This window comes from Geobacter sp. OR-1, assembly GCF_000813145.1.
GTDB lineage: Bacteria > Desulfobacterota > Desulfuromonadia > Geobacterales > DSM-12255 > Geoanaerobacter.
In genome coordinates this window covers 14,727-37,402 of sequence record NZ_BAZF01000015.1, presented here as the reverse complement: position 1 = coordinate 37,402, position 22,676 = coordinate 14,727, and the positions used below count along the sequence as shown (strand labels likewise).

Here is a 22,676-nt window from a genome sequence, read left to right as displayed (position 1 = left end):
TGTCGTCACAGCTTTTTAAGTGTTTCCAGAGCTTCTTGCCGGCCTTCGAACTCACTCCCTGGTATGGCCTTTTGCAGGAGCGACCTAGCCTGGGATGTCTTGTTGTTCCGGAAAAAGGTCATTCCGAGATGGTAATTGACAATCGCCGAATTAGGGAGTTTTGCCGAAGCCTTCGCCAGGATCTCCTCGGCCTTACGATAATCCCCTTTGCGATAATATGCCCATCCCAGCGTGTCAAGGCCGATCGCATTCTCCGGTCTCAATTGGCAGGCCTTTTCCGCCAGTTTCACTGCTCGTTGAAAATCAGCGCTGTTGTTCCCTTTGTCATTTAAAAAGGAGGCGTAGTTGTTGGCTGCAATCCAGTTGTCCGGCTGTTGTGCGACCAACCCTTCAAAGGTCTCTCTCGCTCGTTTGGTATCATTTTCTCTGACAAACAGGTTGGCAATAACCAAAGCAATGGTTCCGGGATCACCGCCGGCATTTTTTGCGGCATTGATTGCATCTTCTGCCTGACGGTATTTGCCTTGCGCCGCAAAAATTTCACTCCGAAGTAAATGGGCGTTTAGATTCCGGTTATTTTTCCGCAGGGTGTTATCGCAGAGGATCATTGCCGCGTCATAGCGGCGAATTTTCAGATAAGCCTGTACCAGGGGCCTCAGCAGGGAAGAATCCTCCGGTGACACTCTCAGTGCCTGCTCAAGTTCGGTAACGGCCTTGTCGGATTTATTCTGGGCTTGAAGGAGTTCACTCATCTTGACAAAACCGATGGGGAGCGTTGGGGCAAGCCGTTTCAGGGCGGAATATTCCGATTCCGCTCTTCTATACTCTCTCATGGTCAGAAACATATCCCCCAGAGCTATTCGCGTTTCCAGATCATTTGGTTGCCTAGCAATCACTTCCCTGAGAAAGCGTTCAGCTGTGACGAAATCTTTTTGCGATGCATAGAAGCGGCTGAATGCCTTTTGCAGTGCCCGAGAGTTGGGCTCAAGTTTTTGAGCCTGCAATAAAGCCTCTTTTGCCAGCAAGGGCTCGTTATTCAAAAGGTGGGCTTCTGCCAGAAGGAGATAACCGGCAAGATCTTTCGGCCTGTCGTTGACATAGGTGCGAAAGGCAGTGACAGCTTTGGCGCCGTCTCCTCTCAGCAGGGATAACTCTCCCCTTATGAATGTTGCATTAGGGTCTTGCGGGCTTGCTTTGATAACTTCCGAAACGTAGCGCTCCGCCTCAGCGGTATTCTGCCTGGCCAGTGAAATCTTTGCCAGCGTATTCTTGGTTTCAATGATTTGCGGGTGGTGGGAGTCTTTGTTCAACGCCAGGCATTCCTTCAGGACTTTTTCCGCCTGATCGAGTCTGCTGGTATTGGCGTAGAGATCGCTCAGCGCAAAACGGAGCTTGAAACTTTTGTTGTTGGCAGAAATTGCATTCCGGAGAACCTGTTCCGATTCGGAAAACTGGTTATGATAACCATAAAAACCGGCAATATCGATGATCTTGTTTTCCTTGTTCGCCGATCGCGCCAGCAACTCTTGCAGTACAGCCCGTGCCTTTGCTTCCTGGCCAGATTCCCAGTAAAGACCGGCAAGGGCAATCGGGTAGCTGTGATTCTCAGGCTCAAGTTCCATTATGGCTTGGATCTGGGCGGCTGCTTTATCTACCTGTCTTGATTCGGTATAGATTTCAACAAGGATTCGGCGCAGGGTAACAGATTTCCCATTTTTTTCTATTCCCTGGAGAACGGTCTGTTCTGCGGCGTTGTTGTTTTTCCCGGTCCGGTAGGCAATCGCGAGCAGCTGGTAGATGTCGGGATCTGTTTTGCCGCTGCGCAGCATTTCATTCATGATAATAACTGCTTGTTCCGGTTTGTTGGCTGCAAGGTAGATTGCACCTTGAAGAATCCGGCCTTCCTGGTGGCCGGGATTGGCCTTGAGGACCAGATCCGCTTTTTCCTGGGCCTTATCCAGCTCTTTGCTCATCAGGAGCAGTCTGCCGAATTGTGCTTGGCCATCAAGGTTTTGCGGGTTCAGTTCAATTGATTTCTGGAAGCTGGAGAACGCGCCGCTGTAATTCCCCTTTTTTAGCTCCACCAAGCCGAGTAGATAGTGGGCATCGGCATATTTGGGGTCGATCTGGATGGCATTCTTGAGTTCCAGGGCAGCCTTGACCAAGTCTCCCTTATCATACAGGCTTTTGGCTTTATTGAAGAACTTGAGCTTTTTTTCATCCGGCCCGCTGCAGGCTAAGATGACACCAACAGTGCCTGCCAAGCAGATCATCCCGAACCGTTTCAATCGCATTAAAACCCCATAAAATGAATTACTAATTGCTTAATGATTGTGAAACTCTGCAGGTCAATTGATCAGATACATTGTGAGTGATAAGCAAAGAAAGAAAACTAGATAAAAGTTGCTGAACGAATGCGCATCATTGTCACATAAAATCAGATCATGACAGGATTCGAAAAGCCTCTACTACCTCATTTTGCGAAAAATGGTCCGAAGTATCCCCAACCCCGCAGCGCCGGAACCGAACAGCAGGAATGTCCCAGGTATGGGGACAACCGGCGGAACTTCAAGAGGAGTAAGATAAGGTACCTGTTTTGTGGGTAAGTCGATGCCGCCAGTCGGCGCTCCTGACGAGTTCTGACCGGGCGCGCCTGCCATCCCTTGGAGCGCGGCCATGGAGACGATATCGCTTAAGTAGGGGGCACCTGCTGAGAGCTGCCGGGCCGGGCCGGCAACGATTTCCTGTTGGGGGTCAGCGCTCGATTCGCTTGGCGGCGGAGCAATTACATAGTCATTGCAGCAATAGGTCCGAATATACCTGGTCCCGTCGGTGATATACCGGTCACCCTTAGGCAATCTAACCGGTTTTCTCGTTTGCTTGATGGTGCTCCCTTTACGGTAAGAAACATACGTGAGGAGCGATTCTTCGAGCCTGCCCAATCTGGCGTTTTTCCAATCAAACCCCGCAAAATGTTTGGCCAGTACCGGGTCGTTTGCCACCAGCTTTCGGAAATCCTCAATCGAATGGATGCTGTTCTTTTTACACAGGCCATACCATTTACCGGCAATTTCACTGCTGGCATCGGCAGGCTCTTCTTCATCAGCCGGTTGTGCCGCAACGGCCTCGGCTTGCGGCTTCAGAACCTTTTCCGCAAGAGGCGATTTTACTGACGCTTTGTCAGCGAACTTGTCTTGCATCAGGTAAGCCGCAATCAGCACCAGTATTGCCGCCAGGAGAATTGCCGTATATTTTCGGTTCATGTTCTATCCCCGGAATAAATCAGAGCAGACCTGAAATATATTATTTTACGCAAGCAGACATTTCATCATCATTGGCAACCCCTTCACCAAACCAAACCGAGGCATAATTCCCGTAAATCCCTATTCCCATCGATGTCCATCGGTTTCTCCTGAAGTTCCCCTGCTGCAGGATGATATCTTTTTCATCCTTCTTGTTTTCCCAGCCGTTCATAACCATTGCAGGATTCAGAGGCGCTGAGGTCCAGTAGATATTTTCGTAACCGTTAGCCATGTAATTCACTATTTCATGGGGTTTTTTAAACATATCCAGAGCATATTTATGGTCTGCGGTGTAGCAGAGCGGTTTCCATTCACCCCTGCCGGCACCCTTGTCAGACCAGCTGTGCAGGTCGCACGGCTTGCCGGAACTGTCAGTCTTGTTTTCATGGGGTGCGAAGAGCGCAAGATCGATCACATGCCATTTTGCCACCGTATAGAGCGACTTGCTGACCGGCAGGGGGGGGAGCTTGTTATCTACGCGCAACTTGTTGATTTTAGCGGCAAGTTCGGCTTCATCCTTGGACAGGCATTTCCCGGGTGTCGGTTCAGGGGATGCGGCGGTTGGCCCGGCGCAAGCCGGTTTTATTGCAGTGACTGAGAAGGCCGCGATAAAAAGAACTGAGATGAAGGTTTGCAGAAAACGAGTTGCCGCCATAAGTTTTTCTCCAGGAAGAGCGGATATGATCGTGATGAAGTGAATACACTGGTGAAGCGACATGATTTGGTCATGCCGCTTCATGGGATTTCCGGATTAGGCCTTGGTGCTGTTCCTGCGCTTCAGGCCGATCAACCCGATGATTCCTGAACCGAGCAGCCATGCAGCTCCCGGAATCGGGGTGGCGCTGACATCGGCAGTTACGCCGCCGCAATGGGTTTCTGCAAAAATGGTGTGTCCTGTTATCGTAGATGGCGAACCTGACGGCAAACCCCACATTAATAGTTTCAAATCGCCTGAATTCTTGGCTGTAAATGTGCTTCCTGAGCCGATGGTATAGTAATCTGAACCAACTTGCCCGACAAGAGAGCCAATATGAAATGTGCTGCCATTATAGGTAAGATCCTGTTGATTAAAATGAGCGTTGGTGCTGGTGCCGTCGGGGTTTACAAATCCCCTGGAATGAAATGCATTCGCATTGGTATCGTAAAGACCAAGCATAAACTGTCCTTGAACGTTTGTTACTGAAACAGATTGACCGGCTGTAAGATGCATGATGGCATTTAACGGATTTATGGCTTTGTTTTGGGGGTCACCCAAGTCATTACTGCCAAATACTTCGTATTGGTAAGTGTATGCGGATGCATTTCCGCAAAGCCCGACCAGCAGAGCAAAGGTTATGGCAAAGAGCAATGATTTGTTTTTCATTTGGCACCTCCAGTTACTTATTAATATGAAAATATTGATGAATTTATCATTGTAATCAGCAGCTTAATTAACGGTTATTACCTGAAATGTCAACTATTAATATGCAATAATGTCACCAAATTGTAACAATACGTTTTTGTTGAATTAATTCTTACCTAAGGCGGCAATTATGAAGGTATGTAAAATTATCTGACATTAATTCCGCCAGTCCAAGGTAAATAAGTAATGCTTTTGCGTGTTAGACCTTGGTATTTAAATAGTTACGCCCGATTGCGCAGAGGTGCGAGGTGTAAAAATTTCCGACAAATGGTCTGTCATCTTGTAAGCTTGTCCTGCGGGGGCGCTGTAATAATACGATAGAACTAATAGAGTGGTATAAAAATGGTAGGATGTGGGTGGTTTTAGGCGATTGCTTATCTAATAAAAGAGAGTGCAACGCTTTTGGGGGGCAGGTTTTTTGCTTGATGATGATGTCGGGATCAGCGCTGCATGCCGAGGCGGCGCATCTTTTCCACCAGGGTAGTCCGGTTCAGGTTCAGTAAGGCGGCTGCCTGCGCCTTGACCCCGTTGGCCAGGGTCAGCGCCTCGTCGATCATCTTCATCTCGATCCGGCTGACGGTCTTGGTCAGGTCGATGCCGGAAATCGGCACCCGGATGCTGTATTCGTCCGGTTCCCGGAAAGCGCCGCTGACATTGGGAGGGAGGTCTTCCTGGGTAATATGGTTAGCTTCCGTAAGCGCCACGACCCGCTCGATGACGTTTTCCAGCTCACGCACGTTGCCTGGCCAGTGGTAACCTTCCAACGATTCCAGCGACTCCCGGCCGAGATTCATGAGGGGACGGTTCATCTCCTGGCAGTATTTTGCCAGGAAGTGCCTGGCCAGGGGGAGGATGTCCTGGATTCGCTCCCTTAGGGGCGGCAGGATAATCGGGATAACATTGAGCCGCCAGTAGAGGTCTTCGCGGAATCTCCCCTGCCGTACCTCCTCCTCCAGCTGGTTGTTGGTTGCGGATATCACCCGCACGTCCAGTTTGATGGTCCGGTGCGAGCCGACGCGCTCGACCTCGTGCTCCTGGAGGACTCGGAGCAGCTTGGTCTGGAGCTGCAGCGGCATGGTGCCGATTTCGTCCAGGAAGATGGTGCCGCCGTTGGCTGCCTCGAACTTCCCGATCTTGTCCTTGTTCGCGCCGGTGAACGCCCCGCGGACATAGCCGAACAGCTCGCTTTCCAGAAGGTTTTCCGGGATGGCGCCGCAGTGGACCGCCACGAACGGCATGGTCCTTCTAGTGCTGTTGAAATGGATCGCCTTGGCGACGACCTCCTTGCCGGTGCCCGACTCACCCATGATCAGAACTGTGGAATCGGTCTTGACCACGCGCTTCAGGAGGTTGAACACCTGCTGCATCGCCGGTGAGTTGCCGATGATATTGGAGAATTCGTACTTGTCCCGGAGCTGTTTCTTCAGGTAGACGTTTTCGTTGACCAAGTGATGCTTCTCGATCGCCTTTGCCAGGACGATCTTCAACTCTTCGAAGTTCACCGGCTTGGTGATGTAGTCGAACGCCCCTTCCTTCATCGCCTGGACCGCGGTTTCGGCAGAGGCGAAACCGGTGATCAGGATGACCTCCATGGTGGCGGAGATCCGCTTCACCTCCTTGAGGATGTCGATGCCGTTGGAGTCCGGTAAAAACAGGTCGGTGATGACGACGTTGAACGGTTCGGAAGAGAGGTGCTGCAAAGCCTCGTGGCCGGTGGCAGCCCCCTTCACCACGAAACCGCTCCGCTTGAGCAGCAGGGAAAGAGGCTCACGCCCCATCTCGTCATCGTCGACCAGCAGGATTTTAATCTGATCTTTCACGGGGGGCAAGATATCATGTTCGGCGCATATTGACAATACTCTGCTATGTCTTGAGAACAGTAATGTATGATTCTGTGGCATGAAGCGCGATTTCATGGTAAAAATGCGGGGAGTTGGCAACCGATATCAGAAGGCGGTAGATAGAGATGGCGCAGAAGGGTTGGCTCTCCGGCATATTCTGGCAGCGGCTGCGGCGAAACCGGTTCGCCATGGCCGGCGGCATCGTGGTGGTGCTGCTGTTTCTGCTGTCGTTGCTGGCGCCGTGGCTGACCCCTTACTACCCTGACGCCATCGATGCCTATAATGTGCTGATGCCGCCGTCAGCGACACACTGGCTCGGAACCGATGAGCTGGGGCGGGACGTATTGACCAGGCTGCTTTTCGGAGCGCGGATATCGCTGAAGGTGGGATTTGTCGCTGTCGGCATTGCCGTGGCCGTCGGGACCGCAATCGGCCTGGTGGCCGGCTATTACGGCGGCTGGTTGGACTCCCTGCTGATGCGGCTGGTGGACATCATGCTCTGTTTCCCCACCTTTTTCCTGATCCTGGCGGTGATCGCCATGCTGGAGCCTTCCATCTGGTACATCATGGTGGTGATCGGGCTGACCGGCTGGATGGGGGTGGCGCGGCTGGTGCGCGCCGAGGTGCTGTCGCTGAGGGAGAGGGAGTTTGTCATGGCCGCCAGGGGGCTCGGCGCTTCGGACCTGCGGATAATCACGCGTCATATCCTCCCCAACGCCCTGTCACCGGTGCTGGTATCGGCCTCGCTCGGTGTGGCAGGCGCGATCCTGACCGAATCGGCGCTCTCGTTCCTCGGCATCGGGGTCCAGCCCCCCACACCCAGCTGGGGGAACATCCTGACCTCGGGTAAAGACTATATCGAGTTTGCCTGGTGGCTGTCGCTGTTTCCGGGGGTGGCGATCCTGGTCACGGTGCTGTCGTACAATCTGGTGGGGGAGGGGATCAGGGACGCCCTCGACCCGCGGCTTAATAGATGAAACGCGCCTTTTGCGCGATATCCGCGTAAGTCTTCGCGATCCATCGTGCGACGTAGCGTTGCTACGTCTCCTCAGGCCCGCTCGACAGCCTTGATCTCGCACAAAAATCGCGTTTCATAATAATCTGGTTTTGGAGAACCTTGATGCAGATAGAAAAATCAGCTTTTGACATTGCATCTCTTGACGACGAGATCCGGGTGGATGGGCTCTGCAAGGGGTTGCTGATGGCATTCTACGAGGCGCTGCTGGCTGAGGGGCTGGACCAGGCGGCCGCAACCAGGCTGGCAAACGGAGCGGACCATTTCATCCGCGACTTTGTTATCGGCGTCAAGCAGCGGAACATTTTTGACGAACGCCCCGGCCTGGTGCGGCAGTTTGCCGGCAACTGGTATATCGTCAATACCCTCGAACCGGCTGTGGCCTACCTGGCCGACTCCCTTCCGGGGGTAGCGAGATTTTACCGGTATCTGGCCGACAACGGCCTGGTTTCAGCCGGTTTCTGCTCCCGGGTTGAAGCGGAGTGCTGCGCCTTGGAGTACTATGGCAGCCGGATCGAGGGGTTCTGGGGGATCACAGGCGACGGTTATTTTGACTGGGACAACGAGTGCCCAATGAAGGAGCCGGAGCATGCCTGAGCGCTGGGAAACCGTTCTTAGCAGGCTGGAATCGGTCCTTGACCGGGCAGACCGGCTTCTGACCGGCCTGGTTACCGACCCGGCAGTCGACCCGGCCATGTTCGAGCGGTTTATCGCCTTTCGTTGGGAACGGGCCGCCAGCGGCGGCAATCTGGCGCCGGTGGCGCACCCGCATCTGCTCGACCTCGACGACCTGATCGGCATTGATTACGTCAAGGAAGAACTGGTGCGGAACACCAGCCAGTTCGTGGCCGGCCGGGCCGCCAACAATGTCCTGCTCTGGGGAGAGCGCGGGAACGGCAAATCGTCCTGCATCAAGGGGCTGCTGAACCGTTTTGCCCCCCAGGGGCTCCGCCTGGTGGAGCTGCAGCGGTGGGACCTGCTGAGCCTGCCGCTGATAACCGGGCTGCTCCGCAGCCAGCCGTACCGGTTCATCCTGTTCTGCGACGACCTCTCCTTCGGCGAAGGGGAGGTGGACTACCGTTCCCTCAAGACCCTGCTGGACGGCGGGATCGAAGAGCGGCCGGACAACATGCTCATCTATGCCACCTCGAACCGCCGGCACCTGATGCCGGAACTGACGAGCGATAACAGCGGCTCTGCCGAAATCCACCCCGAAGAGGCGATATCCGAGAAGCTTTCCCTGGCCGACCGGTTCGGCCTCTCCCTGGGGTTCACCGCCTTTGATCAGCAGACCTACCTGGCGATCGTGGCGAATTACGCCGGCCAGCTCGATATCCCCCTGGCAAGCGGCGAGCTGCGCCGCCGCGCTCTGCTCTGGGCCATGGAGAGCGGTCGCCGCAGCGGCCGTTCGGCCCGGCAGTTCATTGCCGACCTCAGCGGCCGGCTCTCCTGAACGGTCTTTTCTTTGCTTATTATTTATTAATCTAATTAGTTGTATTTCCAGGCCATATTATTTCACACTAAAATAATTCTAAAGTTTGACCGGTAAATTACAGATAAATTACCTGTCTGAATCTCTGCAGAAGCACTGCCGGTTGCAAATCGCCTTTATTACGGTATATATGTTTACACTCTAATACAGTTCATATAGTCAGGAGGAGAGAGATGAAACAGATCATTCTGCTGGTTGTGCTTTCCATGCTGGTCTCGACCGCTGCCGGTGCCGAAACCATTAAACTCGGCGGTTCCGGGAGCATGATCCCCCTGCTGACCCAGCTGGGGAAGGCGTACATGAAAAAGTACCCCAAGGATACCGTGGAAGTGAACCAGAAATCTCTTGGCCAGCCCGGCGGGATCGCGGCGCTCAACGCCGGGGCGATCGATATCGCCATGTCGGCCATGGGCATCACTCCGGAACAGAAGAAGCTTTCCCTGCAGCCGGTCGAGATCGCCCAGGTCGCCGGTGTCGTGGCGGTGAGCAACAACGTGACGGTCAAGGAGATCACCAGCCAGCAACTCTGCGACATCTATAGCGGCAAGATCAGGAACTGGAAGCAGCTGGGCGGCGCCGATGCGCCGATTACCGCCTATACCAGGCCCGAGAGCGACTCCACCAAGGTCAACTTCAGAAAGGCCTTTGCCTGCATGGCCAATCTGAAAGAGGCGCCGGAGATCATGAACCTGGCCAAGCATCAGGACATGATCAATGCCCTGGAAACCAAGCCCAACGCCATTGGGGCACTGGACACCATCTCGCTTGCCAACGCCAAGGGAAAATTCAAGGCGCTGAAGATCGACGGCAAGGGCCATGAGATGTTGGCCGGCGGCAAGTGGCCGTTTATCCTGCACAACAACCTGGTGCTCAAGAACAAGAGTGAGGCGGTCAAACGGTTCCTCGGCTTTGTCAAGTCCCCGGAAGGGCAGGCGATCATCAAGGGGGACAAAGCAATCCCGGTACCGTTCTCATTCTAATTTCCCAGCGGAGTCGTTCTTTTGCCTGAATTCGTCATGCTGAAAAAATCCTATTCGAAGAGCCTGTCGCGGCGCTTTGTTCTCAGGCTCCTGCTGGTCCTGTTTCTGGGGCAGAGCATTGCCCTGGGGTGGTCGCTCTATACCAACGAGCAGATCCAGAAGAACGACATCCGCGAGAAGCTGACCCTTACCGGGAAACAGCTCGGCGCTCTGGCAGTGGTGTCGCGCGGTACTTTCGATTTTACCTATCTCGGCCAGCTGATCGACGAGCTGATCAAGGACCCGGATATCCTGCGGATCACCTATATCGACAAGGGGATGACGATTGTCGACCGCACGGAGAAGAAGTCCAAGGGAGAGATCCTGAAGCTGGAGATCCCGGTGGTCGACGGAGGGGAAACCGTCGGGAAGATGGTCTTCGAATATACCGATTACCGGGTCGTGAAGAACCTGGTCAAGCAGGCAACGACATCTGCGCTGTTCATGCTGCTGCTGTTTCTCGCCCTGGCCTGGTTCGTCTTTTATTTCTTCAACCGGGACATCGGTTCCAAGGTTGCCGCCATCGGCGAGACCATCGAACAGATGACCAAGGGGGACCTGACCAGCCGCACCGTGGAGCAGACCGACGATGAGTTCGGCGCCATCTCCGGCGGGCTCGGGTTTCTCATCAGCTGGCTGGCCACGACCATGGAGCGGTACAAGGGGATCTCCGTGAATGTCGCCAAGGCCACGGAGGTGCTGAACAAGACCTTCAAGGACCTGATCAACGGGGTGAACCGGCAGCAGCTTTCCACTGAAAACGCCATGGTATCGGTCCAGAACGCCATCGATTCCCTGGAAAACGTTATCAAAGCCACCGATAACCTGCTGGAACTGTCGGACGAGAGCACCCAGGCGCTCAGTGCGATCCTGACAACCTCCCAGGGGATTGCGGACAAGATGGAGCGGCTCAGCAACAATATCCACCAGTCATACGATTCGGTTCTGGCCATAACCCGGTCATCGCGGGAAGTGGCGCTGTCCGCAGGCAGGGCCAACAGCTCCATGGGGTTCGCCGACTCTGCGGTCTCCAACATCAGCGAGTCGGTCACCAGTATCAGCGGCTTTGTCAGGGAAACCACCGAGATCTCGAAAAAGACCAACGCCATCATTGCCGAGCGCGGTATTCAGTCGGTTCAGGACGCCATTGAGAGCATGCTGCGGATCGAGCAGTTCGTTTCCGCGCTTTCCGCCACAATCGAAAATCTCGGCACCCGCTCCAAGGATATCGCCAAGATCCTCGACGTCATCAAGGAGGTCACGGAACAGACCAAGCTGCTCTCCCTGAATGCCCAGATCCTGTCCGGCCAGGCCGGGGAACACGGCAAACCTTTTGCGGTGGTTGCCTCGGAGATGAAATCGTTGTCGGACAAGACCGCGATCTCCACCAAGGAGATCGAAACGATCGTCTCGACCATCCAGGGAGAGATCAACAGCGCCGTCAAATCGACCCAGGACACGACCCGGATGGTCTCGGAAGGGAAGTCGGTTGCGGCCCGCGCCAGCGACGCCCTGCATTCCATCCAGGAATCATCGGGCCGTTCCGCGGAAATGGTGGTCTCCCTGGAGAAGGTGGCATCAGAGCAGAACCATAGCCTGGATCAGATCGTTGCCGCATTCGGGGAGATCCGAAACCTCATCAGCGACGTCAACCATGCGACCAGGGAAGAAGAGAAGGGGATGAACTCCCTTCTCGACGGGTTCGGAGCGATCAAAACCGCCATGGACGTGACCAAAAGCGCCTCCGAGGAGCAAACCCGCTCCATCCAGCTGATATCCGAGAACCTCTCCCATGCCAATGACCGGACCAGGGCGATCTCCGACGCGGCGCGGGAACAGCGCGAAGTCAGTCAGGAGCTGATCAAGTCGATGAAGAGGATCATCCAGATCGGGGCGGAAACGGTCAATGGCGTCCGGGACGTCTCGGTCCGCATCATTGCCATGGGCTCCGAAGTCGAGTCGCTCAAGCGCGAGATCAACAGTTTCAAGACGAACACCCCCGAATAGATCCCCTTCAATTCTCCCTCTATCCCTGTAGTTGGCAAAGACATTGCACAATTCCCTCAGACAATGCGGATTCAGCGGTGCAGCAGGCCGCTTAGCCGCTGTTGGCACTGTTTTGGAGCCGGCCGGTCCCTGTCGGAATTTTGACTGCATGGCGCCGAGAAGTCGTATATTTGAAACCTGTTCGTGGGGGAACCGATGCGAATTTCGTTGATCCTGATTTCGTCCATACTGCTGCTGTCCGGTTGCGCCTCCCAGCTTCCGATCCCGGCCAACTATCCGATCTCCACCCAGAAAAAGGCGCGGGCCGCCCATCACTGGGATGTGCTGGCCGACGACATTGCGCTGCAGACCCAGATTGCGGCGTACGGCAAGGAGAGCGCCATCAGGGACAAGCCGGTGTATGTCCGGGAGATGCGCGAAGCCACGCCGTTCAACAAGGCGTTCCGGAACTTCCTGATCACCCGCCTGGTGAACCGGGGGCTGGCGGTGAACGACCACCCGGTCGGCGGCACGGTCGAAATAAACTATGACACCCAGATTGTCCGCCATGCCAGCAACCGGTACACCCATATCCCCGGCACCGTGACCGCTTTGACCGCCGGGCTTTGGGTCATCCACGGCATGGTGGAGTCTGGCGCGGAGGCGCTGCCGGCGGCGCTCGGCGTTTCCGCCCTCATGGACTGGGGGCTGGGGCATTATGCCGGCGGGGCGACCCATACCGAGCTGATCGTCACCACATCGATCGTAACCGACAACCAGTACCGGCTCCGCAGCAGCTCGATCTATTACATCGAGGAGGAAGACTCGGACCTGTTTGTCGAGGCGCTGGAGCGGCCAATCAAACGGATGGAGGTGGTGGGCAAATGAATGGCTTCGCCAAAAGTCCAATAGCTGTGTTACTCAAAACCTTCGTCACTGCGGCGTACCCCAGTACGCCTCATTCCTCACGTTTCTCGCGCCTTGCTCTTGGAGCTTTTTGCTGTGCCATTTTGTGCTTCAGCCTTTCCGGCTGCGCCTGCTTCAGGGGTGGCCAGAACGAGAGCTGTTCCGAAGACGGCGATTGCCTGATGGCAGCCAGCTACCAGGCAGTGGACCGGATGCTGGCGGAAATCCCGGCATCGCGCCGTCTCCCCAAGGAGCGGGCGGTGCTGGTAGCCACCCTGGTCGATATCGATACCCTGTCCGGTTCCCGCCTGGGGCGGACACTGTCTGAGCATCTCTCCACCCGTCTGACCAAGAACGGCTACAAGGTTGTCGAGATGAAACTGCGCGACAGTATTTTTGTCAAACAGGCCGAGGGAGAGCTGATGTTGTCGCGCGAAGTCCGCGAGATCGGGCGGAACCACGAGGCGCAGGCCCTGCTGGTCGGCACCTATTCCGAATCGCGCGGCCGGGTCTATGTCACCGTCAAGCTGGTGGGGGCCGCGGACGGCACCGTCATCTCGGCCCAGGATTATCTCCTACCCATTGACGCCAATGTCAGGGCGCTTCTGTGGGGGAAAAACGGCAAGTGACGGCGCAGCCAAAAGTCCGTCTGCTGCGTTACGCTCAACTTTCGTCATTGCGACGTAGCCTCCGGCTACGACTCATTCCTCAAGTTTCGCAAGCCTTGCATACGAAGCTTTTTGCTGCACCTTTCGCGGGATAGTCCTAATTGATGGCGAACTTTCAAATGCTAAGGAGGGATATGTGAAGAAGAGAACCGTATTGGCATTGGCCCTGATTATGGCGACAGTTGCCGCCGGAAGCGCCTCGGCGGCAGACGAGCCCTATGTGACGGCCCGGGGAGGCCTGTTTCTCCCCAATGGCAAGGATGTGGGTTTCAAGTATTTCGACACCGGTTACAACTTCGAGGTGGCTGCCGGATACCGGCCGGTGCCGTATGCCGCGATCGAGGCCGGGACCGGGTTTTACTCCACATCGGGGAGCCAGGCCAACGCCGGCAAAAGCACGGATCGCACCGCCTATGGGGTGCCGGTTACCCTGAGCGCCAAGGGGATTCTTGAATTCGAAAAGCTCATGCTCTCGGCCGGGGCCGGCGTCGGCTATTACTTCGGTTTCATCAATACCGACCATACCAACTCAATCACGCCCGGCCAGAATTTTTCCGAAAGCAACCATGGCGCTGCCGTCGGCTACCAGGTCCTGTTCGACGCCGATTTCAAACTGTCGCAGCACTGGACCGTGGGGGCCAATTTCAAGTGGTTCTCGGCCAAACCCGAGATTGAGCTGAAAGACCCGACCGATTACACCGTCAAAAAGCAGAAATGGGAGTTCGGCGGCATCAACATCGACGTTGGGGCAAAGTACTTCTTTTAATTGGGCGCCACAAGCAGCGCCCCTACAGTCCGTCTCACGAAAAAGGCCGCTCCCAAAGGGATGCGGCCTTTTCTTATTCCATGTCTCTCTCCGGGTCAGTTCACAATTGCAAAGGAGACGGTCGTCAGGTCGGTGATCGACTCTCCCCCTTTGGTAACCACCGTGACATTGGATGCTGTGAAGCTGGTGTTGACCGGGGGGGAGATGGTCGGCGAGGTCTGCAGCATGACCGTGGCGAATTCGCCGGAACCGAAACCGGTGCTGCTGATCAGGGCAAAGCTAAGGGTATTGGTCGAACTGTTATAGCCGGCGGGCTCAAAGTATGAACCGATGGCCGCATTCCCCGAGGCGGTGATGATGCCGGCCAGCGGCAGGCTATCCGTGCCGGTCTTCACCGACATGCCGGCCGGCAGGGTGATGGCGAGCTGGATTCCCTTGATGATGTCCGTTGTGGCGAAGTTGCCGGTGGCGTATATCTTGAGGGTCGTGGTGTAGTAGCCGAATTTCTCCAGGCCCGCGGTCAACGCCTGATAACCGGTGTTGTTGAAGGCGCTGGCGAAAAAACCGGTGGCCGGGTCGTTCAAGGCCGCCTTGAAGGCATTTACCGCGGCCAGCGAGAAACGGCCGGTATTGAAGAGCTGCTTGCGGTAATCCTCGATGACCCCGGTGAGCGATGACGAGGTCGCGAGCTTGGACACGGCGGCCAAGGCCAGGGTGTAATCCTGGCGGGGCGCGCTGACGCCGTTCAGTTCACTGTTCAGCGGTTCGACCGGCAGGTCCGAGAGGATATCGAACGGCAGGAGGCCGGTGAGGAGCGCGTTGGCGGCTGTAACCGCCTCTTCCCTCAAGATCGTGCCCTGGGTGCCGTTGACGGTGAGGGCCAGCCTGACGGCAACCTCGGTGAACGGGGTGATCGCCACATTGACCGTGCCCCCGACGCTCCCGATCACCAGGGCGGCGCGCAGCGGGGCGTCCAGGGTTTTCCTGGTGCCGTCCGCCTCATTGGTGTAGCTGCCGCTCGCTTCCAGGAGCACGAGGCCGGTATGTGACCCGATATTGATCTGGTATCTGCCGTCAATGCTGCTGGTAACGACGGCTGCGGTCAGTAACTGTTTCTGATTGATGTCGCGGGATGCGGGCAGGGTATAAACCTTGACGGTCCCGCCTTTGAGCATCCCTTTGGACGCGACCCCGGTGATGGCCGTTGTTGTTGGCGGGGTGATTACCCCACCCGAAGAGCTCCCCCCTCCGCCGCAGCCGTTCAACAGGGTGAGCGCCATCATCGCGAAAATGGTTCCGATTATCTTATATGGGTTCATAACAACTCCTGATAACATTTTCTACCAATTGGAAATTCCGAGTATCCGCTCAATAATGACCACTGCGTCGCTGATGTCGATGACGCCGTCGGCAAGCGGCCTGCCGTTCTTGAGCGGCCCGACATCGCCATGCAGCAGTGCCGCCCCGGTTACGGTCTGGCGGCCGACCGCCGCTTTCAGGGCAATCAGGGCGTCCGCTATGTCTACCTTGCCGTCCAGGTTGATATCGCCGTCGGGATCGGTGGTAAAGCTCCAGTTGACGTTTGCCGTCAGGCCGTTGCCGGCCGGATCGGTTATGCCCGGAGTCACGGTTGCGGTATAGGTTGTCGCATAACCGAGCGCTCCGGCCGGGGCAAAGGAGGCGGTGCGTGTTGACTGGTTGTAGCTGACCGCCCCGGTAGCGCCATTGTTCAGCATAAAGGTCGAGCCATTGATGGTTGCCGGCTTTATATCTTCGCTGAAACTGGCAGTTATTGCCGCCCCCGAGACCGGGATTCTCGTGGTGCCGTTGGCAGGGGTGACACCGGTTACGGTCGGCGGAATGAGATCGATGGACCAGATGTAAGCCGGCGGCGCGGTTTCGACATTGCCGGCGCGGTCGGTCGCCCGTACCGAGAAGCTGTGCGGTCCGTTAGTCTTGCCTGAATACCCCATGGGGCTGTTGCAGGGGACACTGCTGCCGTCAAAGGTGCAGACATAGGTCGATGTTTCATTGGCGCTGAAGCTGAATGACGGCGCGCTCAGGTTTGAAGGATCGGGCGGCGCCGCGGTTATGGTCGTTACCGGAGGCTGATTGTCGAGGGTAAGCGTCACAGTTGACGGCGGCAACTGTATGTTGCCGGCCTTGTCCTGGGCAGTCACCTTTACGATGTAGGTCCCGTCCGGCAATTGGGCGCTCTGGAAGCTCCAGGTCCCGGTAGCGCTGTCATAGGAAGCCTGGGTGGTGACGGCATTGTTGGCGCTGTCGGTCACGGTAACATCCACCTTCTGCACCCCGGACAGGTTGTCGCCGGCGGTCCCGGTCATCTGCAGCAGATGACCCTGAAGGTGAGGATTGGCAATGGCGTCGATGGTCGATGTGGGGAGCGTCTGATCGATGGTCACCAGAACGCTGCTGTTGCTGTCGGCCAGGGACGGGTTGCCGGCCGTATCGACCGCTCTCGATTGGACTGTATAGGCGCCGTCGCTGGAACCGCTGCCAACCGTCCAGGGGTAGCTCCACGACGTGGTGCCGATGGCATCGATCCAGGTCAGGGTTGCCGGGGGGGAGGCGGTGGGGTAGATGGCCGTCTGGACCTTCTGGAGCGGGAGCCCGTTGCTGTCGGGAGCGGCGGTTCCGATAATGGTGGTGGAACCGGCCCTGCCGATGAGCGCGTTCGTGGCCGGGTAGGTGATTACGGATTTCGGAACCGGGTTGCTTATGATGATATTGGCGGTGGCATTGGTCGCCTGCAGGTTGTCGGCATTATCTTTGGCCCGGAACTGCATGGTGTAGACCCCGTTTGCCGGTAGGTTCCAGAGATAACTCCAGGTGGTGGTGCCGTTTACGTTTGCCCAGTTGACGCCGTCGATGGAGGCCTGAACGATCTTCACTCCGGATACGGCATCGGCTGCGGTTCCGTTGAAGGTGAAGGTGCTGCCGGTCAGCGGGGCCGCCGGGGCATTGGTGATGACGGATACCGGCAGGTCGTTCTTGTCAACCTTCCAGGTATAGCTCTGCGTTGTTGGCGCGGATGCCGAGGTGTTTCCCGCAGGGTCGGTCGCCTGGACGGTGAAGGTGTGGCTGCCGTCGGTGAGCCCGCTGTAGACCTGGGGGCTGGTGCAGGAAAGAAATGGGTTCGCGTCGATCTTGCACTGGAAGGTACAGTCGGCCTGGTTTGCTGAAAAGGTGAAGCTGGCTTCGGAGAACTGGGTGTTTTGAGTCGGAGTGGCCGTAATGCTGGTGGCCGGAGCCGTGGTGTCGACCGACCAGCTGTAGTTCGCCGGGGCGCTTGAGTTGCCTGGTAGCGGCTCGACACCGTCGAACGCCGTAACGCTGAAGGTATGGCTGCCGTTTGCCAGCGCTGCGAGGACGTACGGCGAACTGCAGTCAGAGGGCGCCGCTGAATCTACGGTGCATTGAAAGTTTGCCCCGGGGTAGCCGGCGCCGGTCTTGGTGGAGGTGAAACTGACGCTCGGGGTGAGGTCATTGGAGAGCGGCAGCGGCTTTGCGGTTATCGTGACCTCGGGCGGCACGTTGTCCACCGTTACATTGACCTGGGAGAGGGCGGATTGCACAAAACCTTTGTTGTCCGTGGCTCGGGCCTTGATGATGTAATCACCGCTGGTTGCGGCGTTCCAGGGGTAGCTCCAACTGGTCCAGGAGTTCAGGGTCGGATTTTTGTTCGCCGTCTTCCAGAGGGCGTCGGCGCTGGTCCAGATCTCAACGCTCGCCAGGGTGGAACCGTCGCCCGGATTTCCGGCTGCGTCCGTGTCAGTGGCGGTGCCGGTCATCAGAAAGCCGCCGCCCCCAGTGGTTCTGATGGTCGCATTCAGGAGCGGGGCGGTAATCAGCGCCTCGGGCGGGTAGCCTGCTTCCCCCTTGAGACTGACAACTATCGGGTTGACCGGCGCATCATAGCCGATGGTCAGGTCGGCCAGCTTGATACCTGAGCCGGCCACCGGGGTCGGCGAGAACTTCACGCCGATGGTGCAGTAGTCGCCGGCATTGATGGTGAAGGGGAGATTGGTCTGGTCGCCACACTGGCGGTTGCCGGCCCTGACGACCTCGAACAGGGCGACGTCGGCCGCTATGCCGGTAAAGTTGAGCGATGCCACGTTCAGCTGGATGGTGCCGGTATTGCGGAGAGCAAAGACAATGCTCCCCGTGACGCCGATGTTCACCTTGCCGTAGTTTTGCGTGCCGGTAACCGGGGTTTCTGAATTGTCGGCCGGGTTGACGGTTCTGACCGCGGCATCGGGAGCGACCGATAGGGAGAATATCCGGCCGCCGTCAGTGGCTGCGTAGACCTTGACCGGGTTTGTCGCTACCGCGGTGAGCCCGTTGACATAAAGATCGATATTCTTAAGCCCGTTATTGATGGGGGTCCAGATGTCGCCGTTGTTGTTGGAGAAGAACACGCCGCCGCCGTTGGTCCCGGCGACCGTAAACTGGGGGGTGTTCATGGACGCCAGTGAGCGGATGTTTTGATACTGCGCCTGAATCCCGGTGTTGACAGCGTTCCAGCTGTCCCCCTGGTTTACGCTCCGGTAGACGCCGCTGCCTTTAGTGCCGGCATAGATATACACGCTATCGACCGACAATGAGGTTATCGAGGTGCTGGCCGCCAGTCCGGAAATCTTCTGGATCCAGTCGCTGCCGGCAAACTCTCTCCGGTACACCCCGCCGCCTGCGGTGCCGGCGTACAGGTAGGTGCCGTCATGAGCCAGGCTGGTGACATCCTTGTTCCCCAGGCTGTTGTTCGGGTTCAGCTCGTTCCAGGCGCCGCCCACGGAATCCCAGAAAAAGACCCCGGCTGCTGTTCCTGCATAAAGGGTGTCGGCCGGGTCCATCAACAGGGTCCTGACGTCAAGAACGGTCAGGCCGGTATTGAACGGATTCCAGTTGATGCCGTTGTCGATCGAACTGAACACCCCGCTGCCTGTGGCTGCATACGCTGCCGACCCGGCCGAGTCATAGACCAGAGATGCAGCGAACAAGGTGGTCGCCGCTGGCGTCGCGGTCTGGATCCAGCTGTCGCCGCTGTTCGTGGAACGGTATATCCCGCTGCCGCTGAAACCGGCAATGACGTTGTTGACGCTGGCCGGGTTGAAGGTGACGCCCTTTCCCACGATCAGCCCGGACGAGAAGACGCTCCAGGAGTTGCCGGAGTTGGTCGACCGGTAGATGCCGTTGTCGGTGGCGGCATAATAGGTGGTCCCGCCTTCGAGCCGCGCCAGGCCGTAGACCGCTGTCGGCGAGGGGAGGCCGGTGACCGCTGTCCAGGGGGAGCCGGCGGCGATGCTTCTCTTGTAGAGCCCGTTGCCGGTTCCGGCAAAGAACAGGGTAGGGTTGGTAGCGTTGTTGACCAGGAGCGCGTTGATCGCGAGATTGGCGGGCTGGCTGAGGTCGGCGACCCAGCCGCTGGTGCCGTCATTGGAATAGACCCCTTCTGCTGCCGTGCCGGCGATGATCGTCGCCGGGGTCGTGGCGGCATAGGCAAGGGCGGAAACCGCCTTGCCGGCCAGTTCCTGGCTCCAGCTGGCGGCGCTGTCCCCGGATGTGTAGACGCCGTTATTTGTGGCTGCATACAGTATTGCCGGGGTTGCGGGGTTGACCAGGAGGGCGCGGATATCCAGATCAGCCGGGTCAATCCCGATGTTGGCATCAGTCCAGCTGTCGCCGCTATCGATGCTTTTGAAGACCCCTGCGGCGGTGGCGGCATACAGGATCGATGGGGTTGCCGGGTTGACAGCGATTGCCCTGACATCGGTGCTGGTCAAGCCGGTGGAAGACGGGCTCCAGTTCGCCCCGCTGTCACTGCTTTTGAAAATGCCGTTTTTCGTGGCTGCATAGACGACATGCGCCGCAACCGGGTCGATCGTGATCCCCTGGATCTGCCGGTCGGTAAGCCCGGAACTGGAAGGGGTCCATTTGGTTGCCGCAGTTGCGGCGAGGTAAATTCCGCCGCCGTCACCCCCGGCGTAAGCCGTGGTTGCCGAAACCTTCACCGCCTTGAAGAGCGCCGTGGAGGGGCTCGGTCCTCCGGCGCTGCTCCAGTTGTTGAAACCAACGGCGTGGGCAGAGGGGACCAGAAAGCAAAGGGCGACCAGGAAGAAGATGACGGTAACGAAGTTTATTCCGGTACTGCTGAGTAAGGGATTGCGCATAGGATTGTCAATAAACCCTTGTCTGATGGGGATTTGCGAGGCCGTCCCGCGGACTCAGGGTAAATGAGCAATTTCCATGCCCTCAGGGCCGGAGGGGGAGTGAAAAGGGTGCTGCCGCTGAAACCCTTTGCCTGCGCCGCTCCGGCGGGAAGGATCAATGGCGCCTGGACAATGGCGCCATTTTCACCGGGTCAAATAGTTGACGCGAGGTGCCAATAAGGGTGTGAAATAGTGAATAGTAAAAAAAGCCGTCTTATTAAGTGGGTTTCACCAGTCCCTTCAGCTGGCCGACCAGCTCTGCCAGCAGGTCGTAACCCTTTTGCCAGAACCCGGGGTCGTTGATATCGATCCCGGCGAGCGCCGCGGTATCTGCCGGCGATCTTGAACCGCCGCTCCGGAGTACCGCATCGAATAGCGGGACAAAGGCCGGGCCGGTCTCCCGGTACCGGCTATAGAGGGACAGGACCAGCAGTTCGGCAAAGGTATAGGCATAGCAGTAGAACCGGGTGTGGATGAAATGGGAGATATAGCTCCACCCCCAGCGGTATGGTTCGATCATTTCCACTGAATCGCCGAACAGCTTGCCGTTCTCTTCCCACCAGATCTCGCAGATCCGGTTCGAGGGGAGGAGCCCGCTGCTCCGTTCGTTGTGCAGCCGCTGCTCGAAGCGGGTCAACACCACCTGGCGGAAGGTGGTGGCGATGATATCCTCAATAGTGGCGCAGAGCAGGGAGATCTTCACCTCCCGGTCGGTTTCTTCGGCCAGCATCCTGCTGGTCAGCAGCATCTCTCCGAATACCGACGCGGTCTCTGCCAGGGGGAGCGGCGCATGGTAGTTCAGCATGGTCTGCTCCTGCGACCGGAGGTAATGCAGTCCGTGGCCGGCTTCGTGGGCGAGCGTTGAGACGTCTCTCAGGTTGCCGGTGAAATTTAACAGCAGGTATGGCGGCAGTTGCGGCGTGAGCCCCATGCAGAATGCGCCGCCCGATTTGCCCGGCCTCGGCTCGACATCGATCCGGCGTTCCCTGAAAAAGCCGTCGATGAGCGGCCCGTAATCCGGGTTGAAGCCGCTGTAGGCGTCCAGCACCAGTTTCCTGGCGTCCTCGAAGCTGTATTTCCGGTGGCACTCGCCGACCGGGGCATAGACATCGGTATTCTTCAGCTTGTCCATCCCGAGCAGTCCGGCCTTGATCCGGAAATACTCCTGGGCCAGAGGGAAATTACGCTCCGTGACCTGCATCAGGTGCTCCACCGCCTCCATGGCGAGCTCGTTTCCCAGGTTGGTCGGCTGCATCGGGTCGGAGTACCCCCGCAGCTCCATCTCCTGGCCGTGGTCGAGCGCCACCGTGTTGAACACGGTGGAGAGCACAATCCCCTGATCGGCGTGCCCGTTCAGGAACACACTCAGCGCCCGTTCGCGGACCGCTGCGTCCGGGTGGTGGAGCAGCGAGATCAGCTCCTCGCCGGTAAAGTCGCGCTCTTCTCCGTCCAGCTCCATCCTGAAGGTGAGCGACGCACTCAGTTCGTCGAACAGTTTGCTGAATGCCTGGATCCCGGTCAGGTTCTTCCGGGTCAGAAGCTGTTCCTCCCGTTCGGGCAGGGCATACGGCTGGAACCTGCGGATGGCGGCCAGATAATGCCGGTAGCCGGCAAGCCGGCCATCAGCGATTACCGGCGCAAAAGAGTCTTCAGGGATCGCCATCAGTTCGAGATCGAAGAACAGGATTTCCCGGGAGATCTCATTGCCGAACTCCATGCCGCGCTGCATCAGCGTCTTGTGCCGGTCCGACTCGCTGTCTGCAGCGAACAGGAGATGTCCGTACAGCTGGGGGAGCACGGCGGATTCCTGCAGTCGCTCGTATTCCTGCAGCGCGGCCAGCAGCCCGGCAGCATCCAGTGTCCCTACCTTGCCCAGGTAGCGTTCCCGGAACGCACCGGCGTCAGCTGCTGCCTGCCCGTAATCGCGTTCCAGTTCCGGTGCGTCCGGAGAGGAATAAAGGCGTGTTGTGTCCCAGCGCATGGTATCGGTCATCGGTCATCTCCTCTGGATTGGGTAACGAAAAGGTTAGACCAGGAATCGTCATGCGTCAA

The 22,676-nt window shown here is 57.3% G+C and carries 16 protein-coding genes; 8 read left to right on the top strand and 8 right to left on the bottom strand.

All coding sequences use genetic code 11. From position 1 onward, the window contains the following. Positions 1 to 5 precede the first annotated feature (5 nt). The 5 genes from OR1_RS14635 to OR1_RS14615 all read right to left on the bottom strand — a co-directional run bounded on the left by OR1_RS14635 (position 6) and on the right by OR1_RS14615 (position 6,524). Positions 6 to 2,294: a tetratricopeptide repeat protein gene (locus OR1_RS14635; protein ID WP_041972645.1), complete on the bottom strand. Its 2,289-nt coding sequence runs from the start codon at positions 2,292 to 2,294 to the stop codon at positions 6 to 8. 174 nt (positions 2,295 to 2,468) lie between these two features. Beyond that, the gene (locus tag OR1_RS14630; RefSeq protein WP_041972644.1) at positions 2,469 to 3,263 is read right to left on the bottom strand and encodes a hypothetical protein; all 795 of its coding nucleotides are present in this window, start codon (positions 3,261 to 3,263) and stop codon (positions 2,469 to 2,471) included. 40 nt (positions 3,264 to 3,303) lie between these two features. After that, positions 3,304 to 4,041, bottom strand: a complete 738-nt coding sequence (locus tag OR1_RS14625) for a hypothetical protein (RefSeq protein WP_152609918.1) — start codon at positions 4,039 to 4,041, stop codon at positions 3,304 to 3,306. A gap of 12 nt (positions 4,042 to 4,053) precedes the next feature. Continuing rightward, positions 4,054 to 4,665: a VPLPA-CTERM sorting domain-containing protein gene (locus OR1_RS14620; RefSeq protein ID WP_041972643.1), complete on the bottom strand. Its 612-nt coding sequence runs from the start codon at positions 4,663 to 4,665 to the stop codon at positions 4,054 to 4,056. Positions 4,666 to 5,144: 479 nt separating this feature from the next. After that, positions 5,145 to 6,524 (bottom strand): sigma-54 dependent transcriptional regulator, encoded by a 1,380-nt coding sequence (locus tag OR1_RS14615; RefSeq protein WP_041972684.1) that lies wholly within the window; start codon positions 6,522 to 6,524, stop codon positions 5,145 to 5,147. A 146-nt stretch (positions 6,525 to 6,670) separates the two neighbouring features. On the opposite strand from OR1_RS14615, the gene opp4C reads away from it, so the two are divergent. From opp4C to OR1_RS14575, 8 genes are all read left to right on the top strand, one after another. Further along, complete coding sequence (gene opp4C / locus OR1_RS14610) at positions 6,671 to 7,522, top strand: oligopeptide ABC transporter permease (RefSeq protein ID WP_041972642.1); 852 nt, start codon at positions 6,671 to 6,673, stop codon at positions 7,520 to 7,522. Positions 7,523 to 7,665: 143 nt separating this feature from the next. Then, positions 7,666 to 8,157: a hypothetical protein gene (locus OR1_RS14605; protein ID WP_041972641.1), complete on the top strand. Its 492-nt coding sequence runs from the start codon at positions 7,666 to 7,668 to the stop codon at positions 8,155 to 8,157. After that, on the top strand, positions 8,150 to 9,013 hold the full coding sequence (locus OR1_RS14600; protein WP_041972640.1) for an ATP-binding protein: 864 nt from the start codon (positions 8,150 to 8,152) through the stop codon (positions 9,011 to 9,013). The genes OR1_RS14605 and OR1_RS14600 overlap by 8 nt, the downstream gene beginning before the upstream one ends. A gap of 212 nt (positions 9,014 to 9,225) precedes the next feature. After that, the gene (locus OR1_RS14595; protein WP_041972639.1) at positions 9,226 to 10,032 is read left to right on the top strand and encodes a substrate-binding domain-containing protein; all 807 of its coding nucleotides are present in this window, start codon (positions 9,226 to 9,228) and stop codon (positions 10,030 to 10,032) included. 21 nt (positions 10,033 to 10,053) lie between these two features. Then, positions 10,054 to 12,078, top strand: coding sequence for a methyl-accepting chemotaxis protein (locus OR1_RS14590; protein ID WP_041972638.1), 2,025 nt, complete (start codon positions 10,054 to 10,056; stop codon positions 12,076 to 12,078). A 195-nt stretch (positions 12,079 to 12,273) separates the two neighbouring features. Then, complete coding sequence (locus OR1_RS14585) at positions 12,274 to 12,945, top strand: hypothetical protein (RefSeq protein ID WP_041972637.1); 672 nt, start codon at positions 12,274 to 12,276, stop codon at positions 12,943 to 12,945. Then, entirely contained in the window at positions 12,942 to 13,592 is a 651-nt protein-coding gene (locus OR1_RS14580; protein ID WP_152609917.1) for a FlgO family outer membrane protein, read from the top strand. The genes OR1_RS14585 and OR1_RS14580 overlap by 4 nt, the downstream gene beginning before the upstream one ends. Before the next feature lie 175 nt (positions 13,593 to 13,767). Beyond that, positions 13,768 to 14,397: an outer membrane beta-barrel protein gene (locus OR1_RS14575; protein ID WP_041972636.1), complete on the top strand. Its 630-nt coding sequence runs from the start codon at positions 13,768 to 13,770 to the stop codon at positions 14,395 to 14,397. A gap of 95 nt (positions 14,398 to 14,492) precedes the next feature. On the opposite strand, the gene OR1_RS14570 is transcribed toward OR1_RS14575, so the two are convergent. From OR1_RS14570 to OR1_RS14560, 3 genes are all read right to left on the bottom strand, one after another. Then, positions 14,493 to 15,716, bottom strand: coding sequence for a hypothetical protein (locus OR1_RS14570; protein ID WP_041972635.1), 1,224 nt, complete (start codon positions 15,714 to 15,716; stop codon positions 14,493 to 14,495). A 21-nt stretch (positions 15,717 to 15,737) separates the two neighbouring features. Further along, positions 15,738 to 20,585, bottom strand: a complete 4,848-nt coding sequence (locus OR1_RS14565) for an Ig-like domain-containing protein (protein ID WP_041972634.1) — start codon at positions 20,583 to 20,585, stop codon at positions 15,738 to 15,740. 256 nt (positions 20,586 to 20,841) lie between these two features. After that, the gene (locus OR1_RS14560) at positions 20,842 to 22,617 is read right to left on the bottom strand and encodes a M3 family oligoendopeptidase (RefSeq protein ID WP_041972633.1); all 1,776 of its coding nucleotides are present in this window, start codon (positions 22,615 to 22,617) and stop codon (positions 20,842 to 20,844) included. Between the last annotated feature and the right edge of the window lie 59 nt (positions 22,618 to 22,676).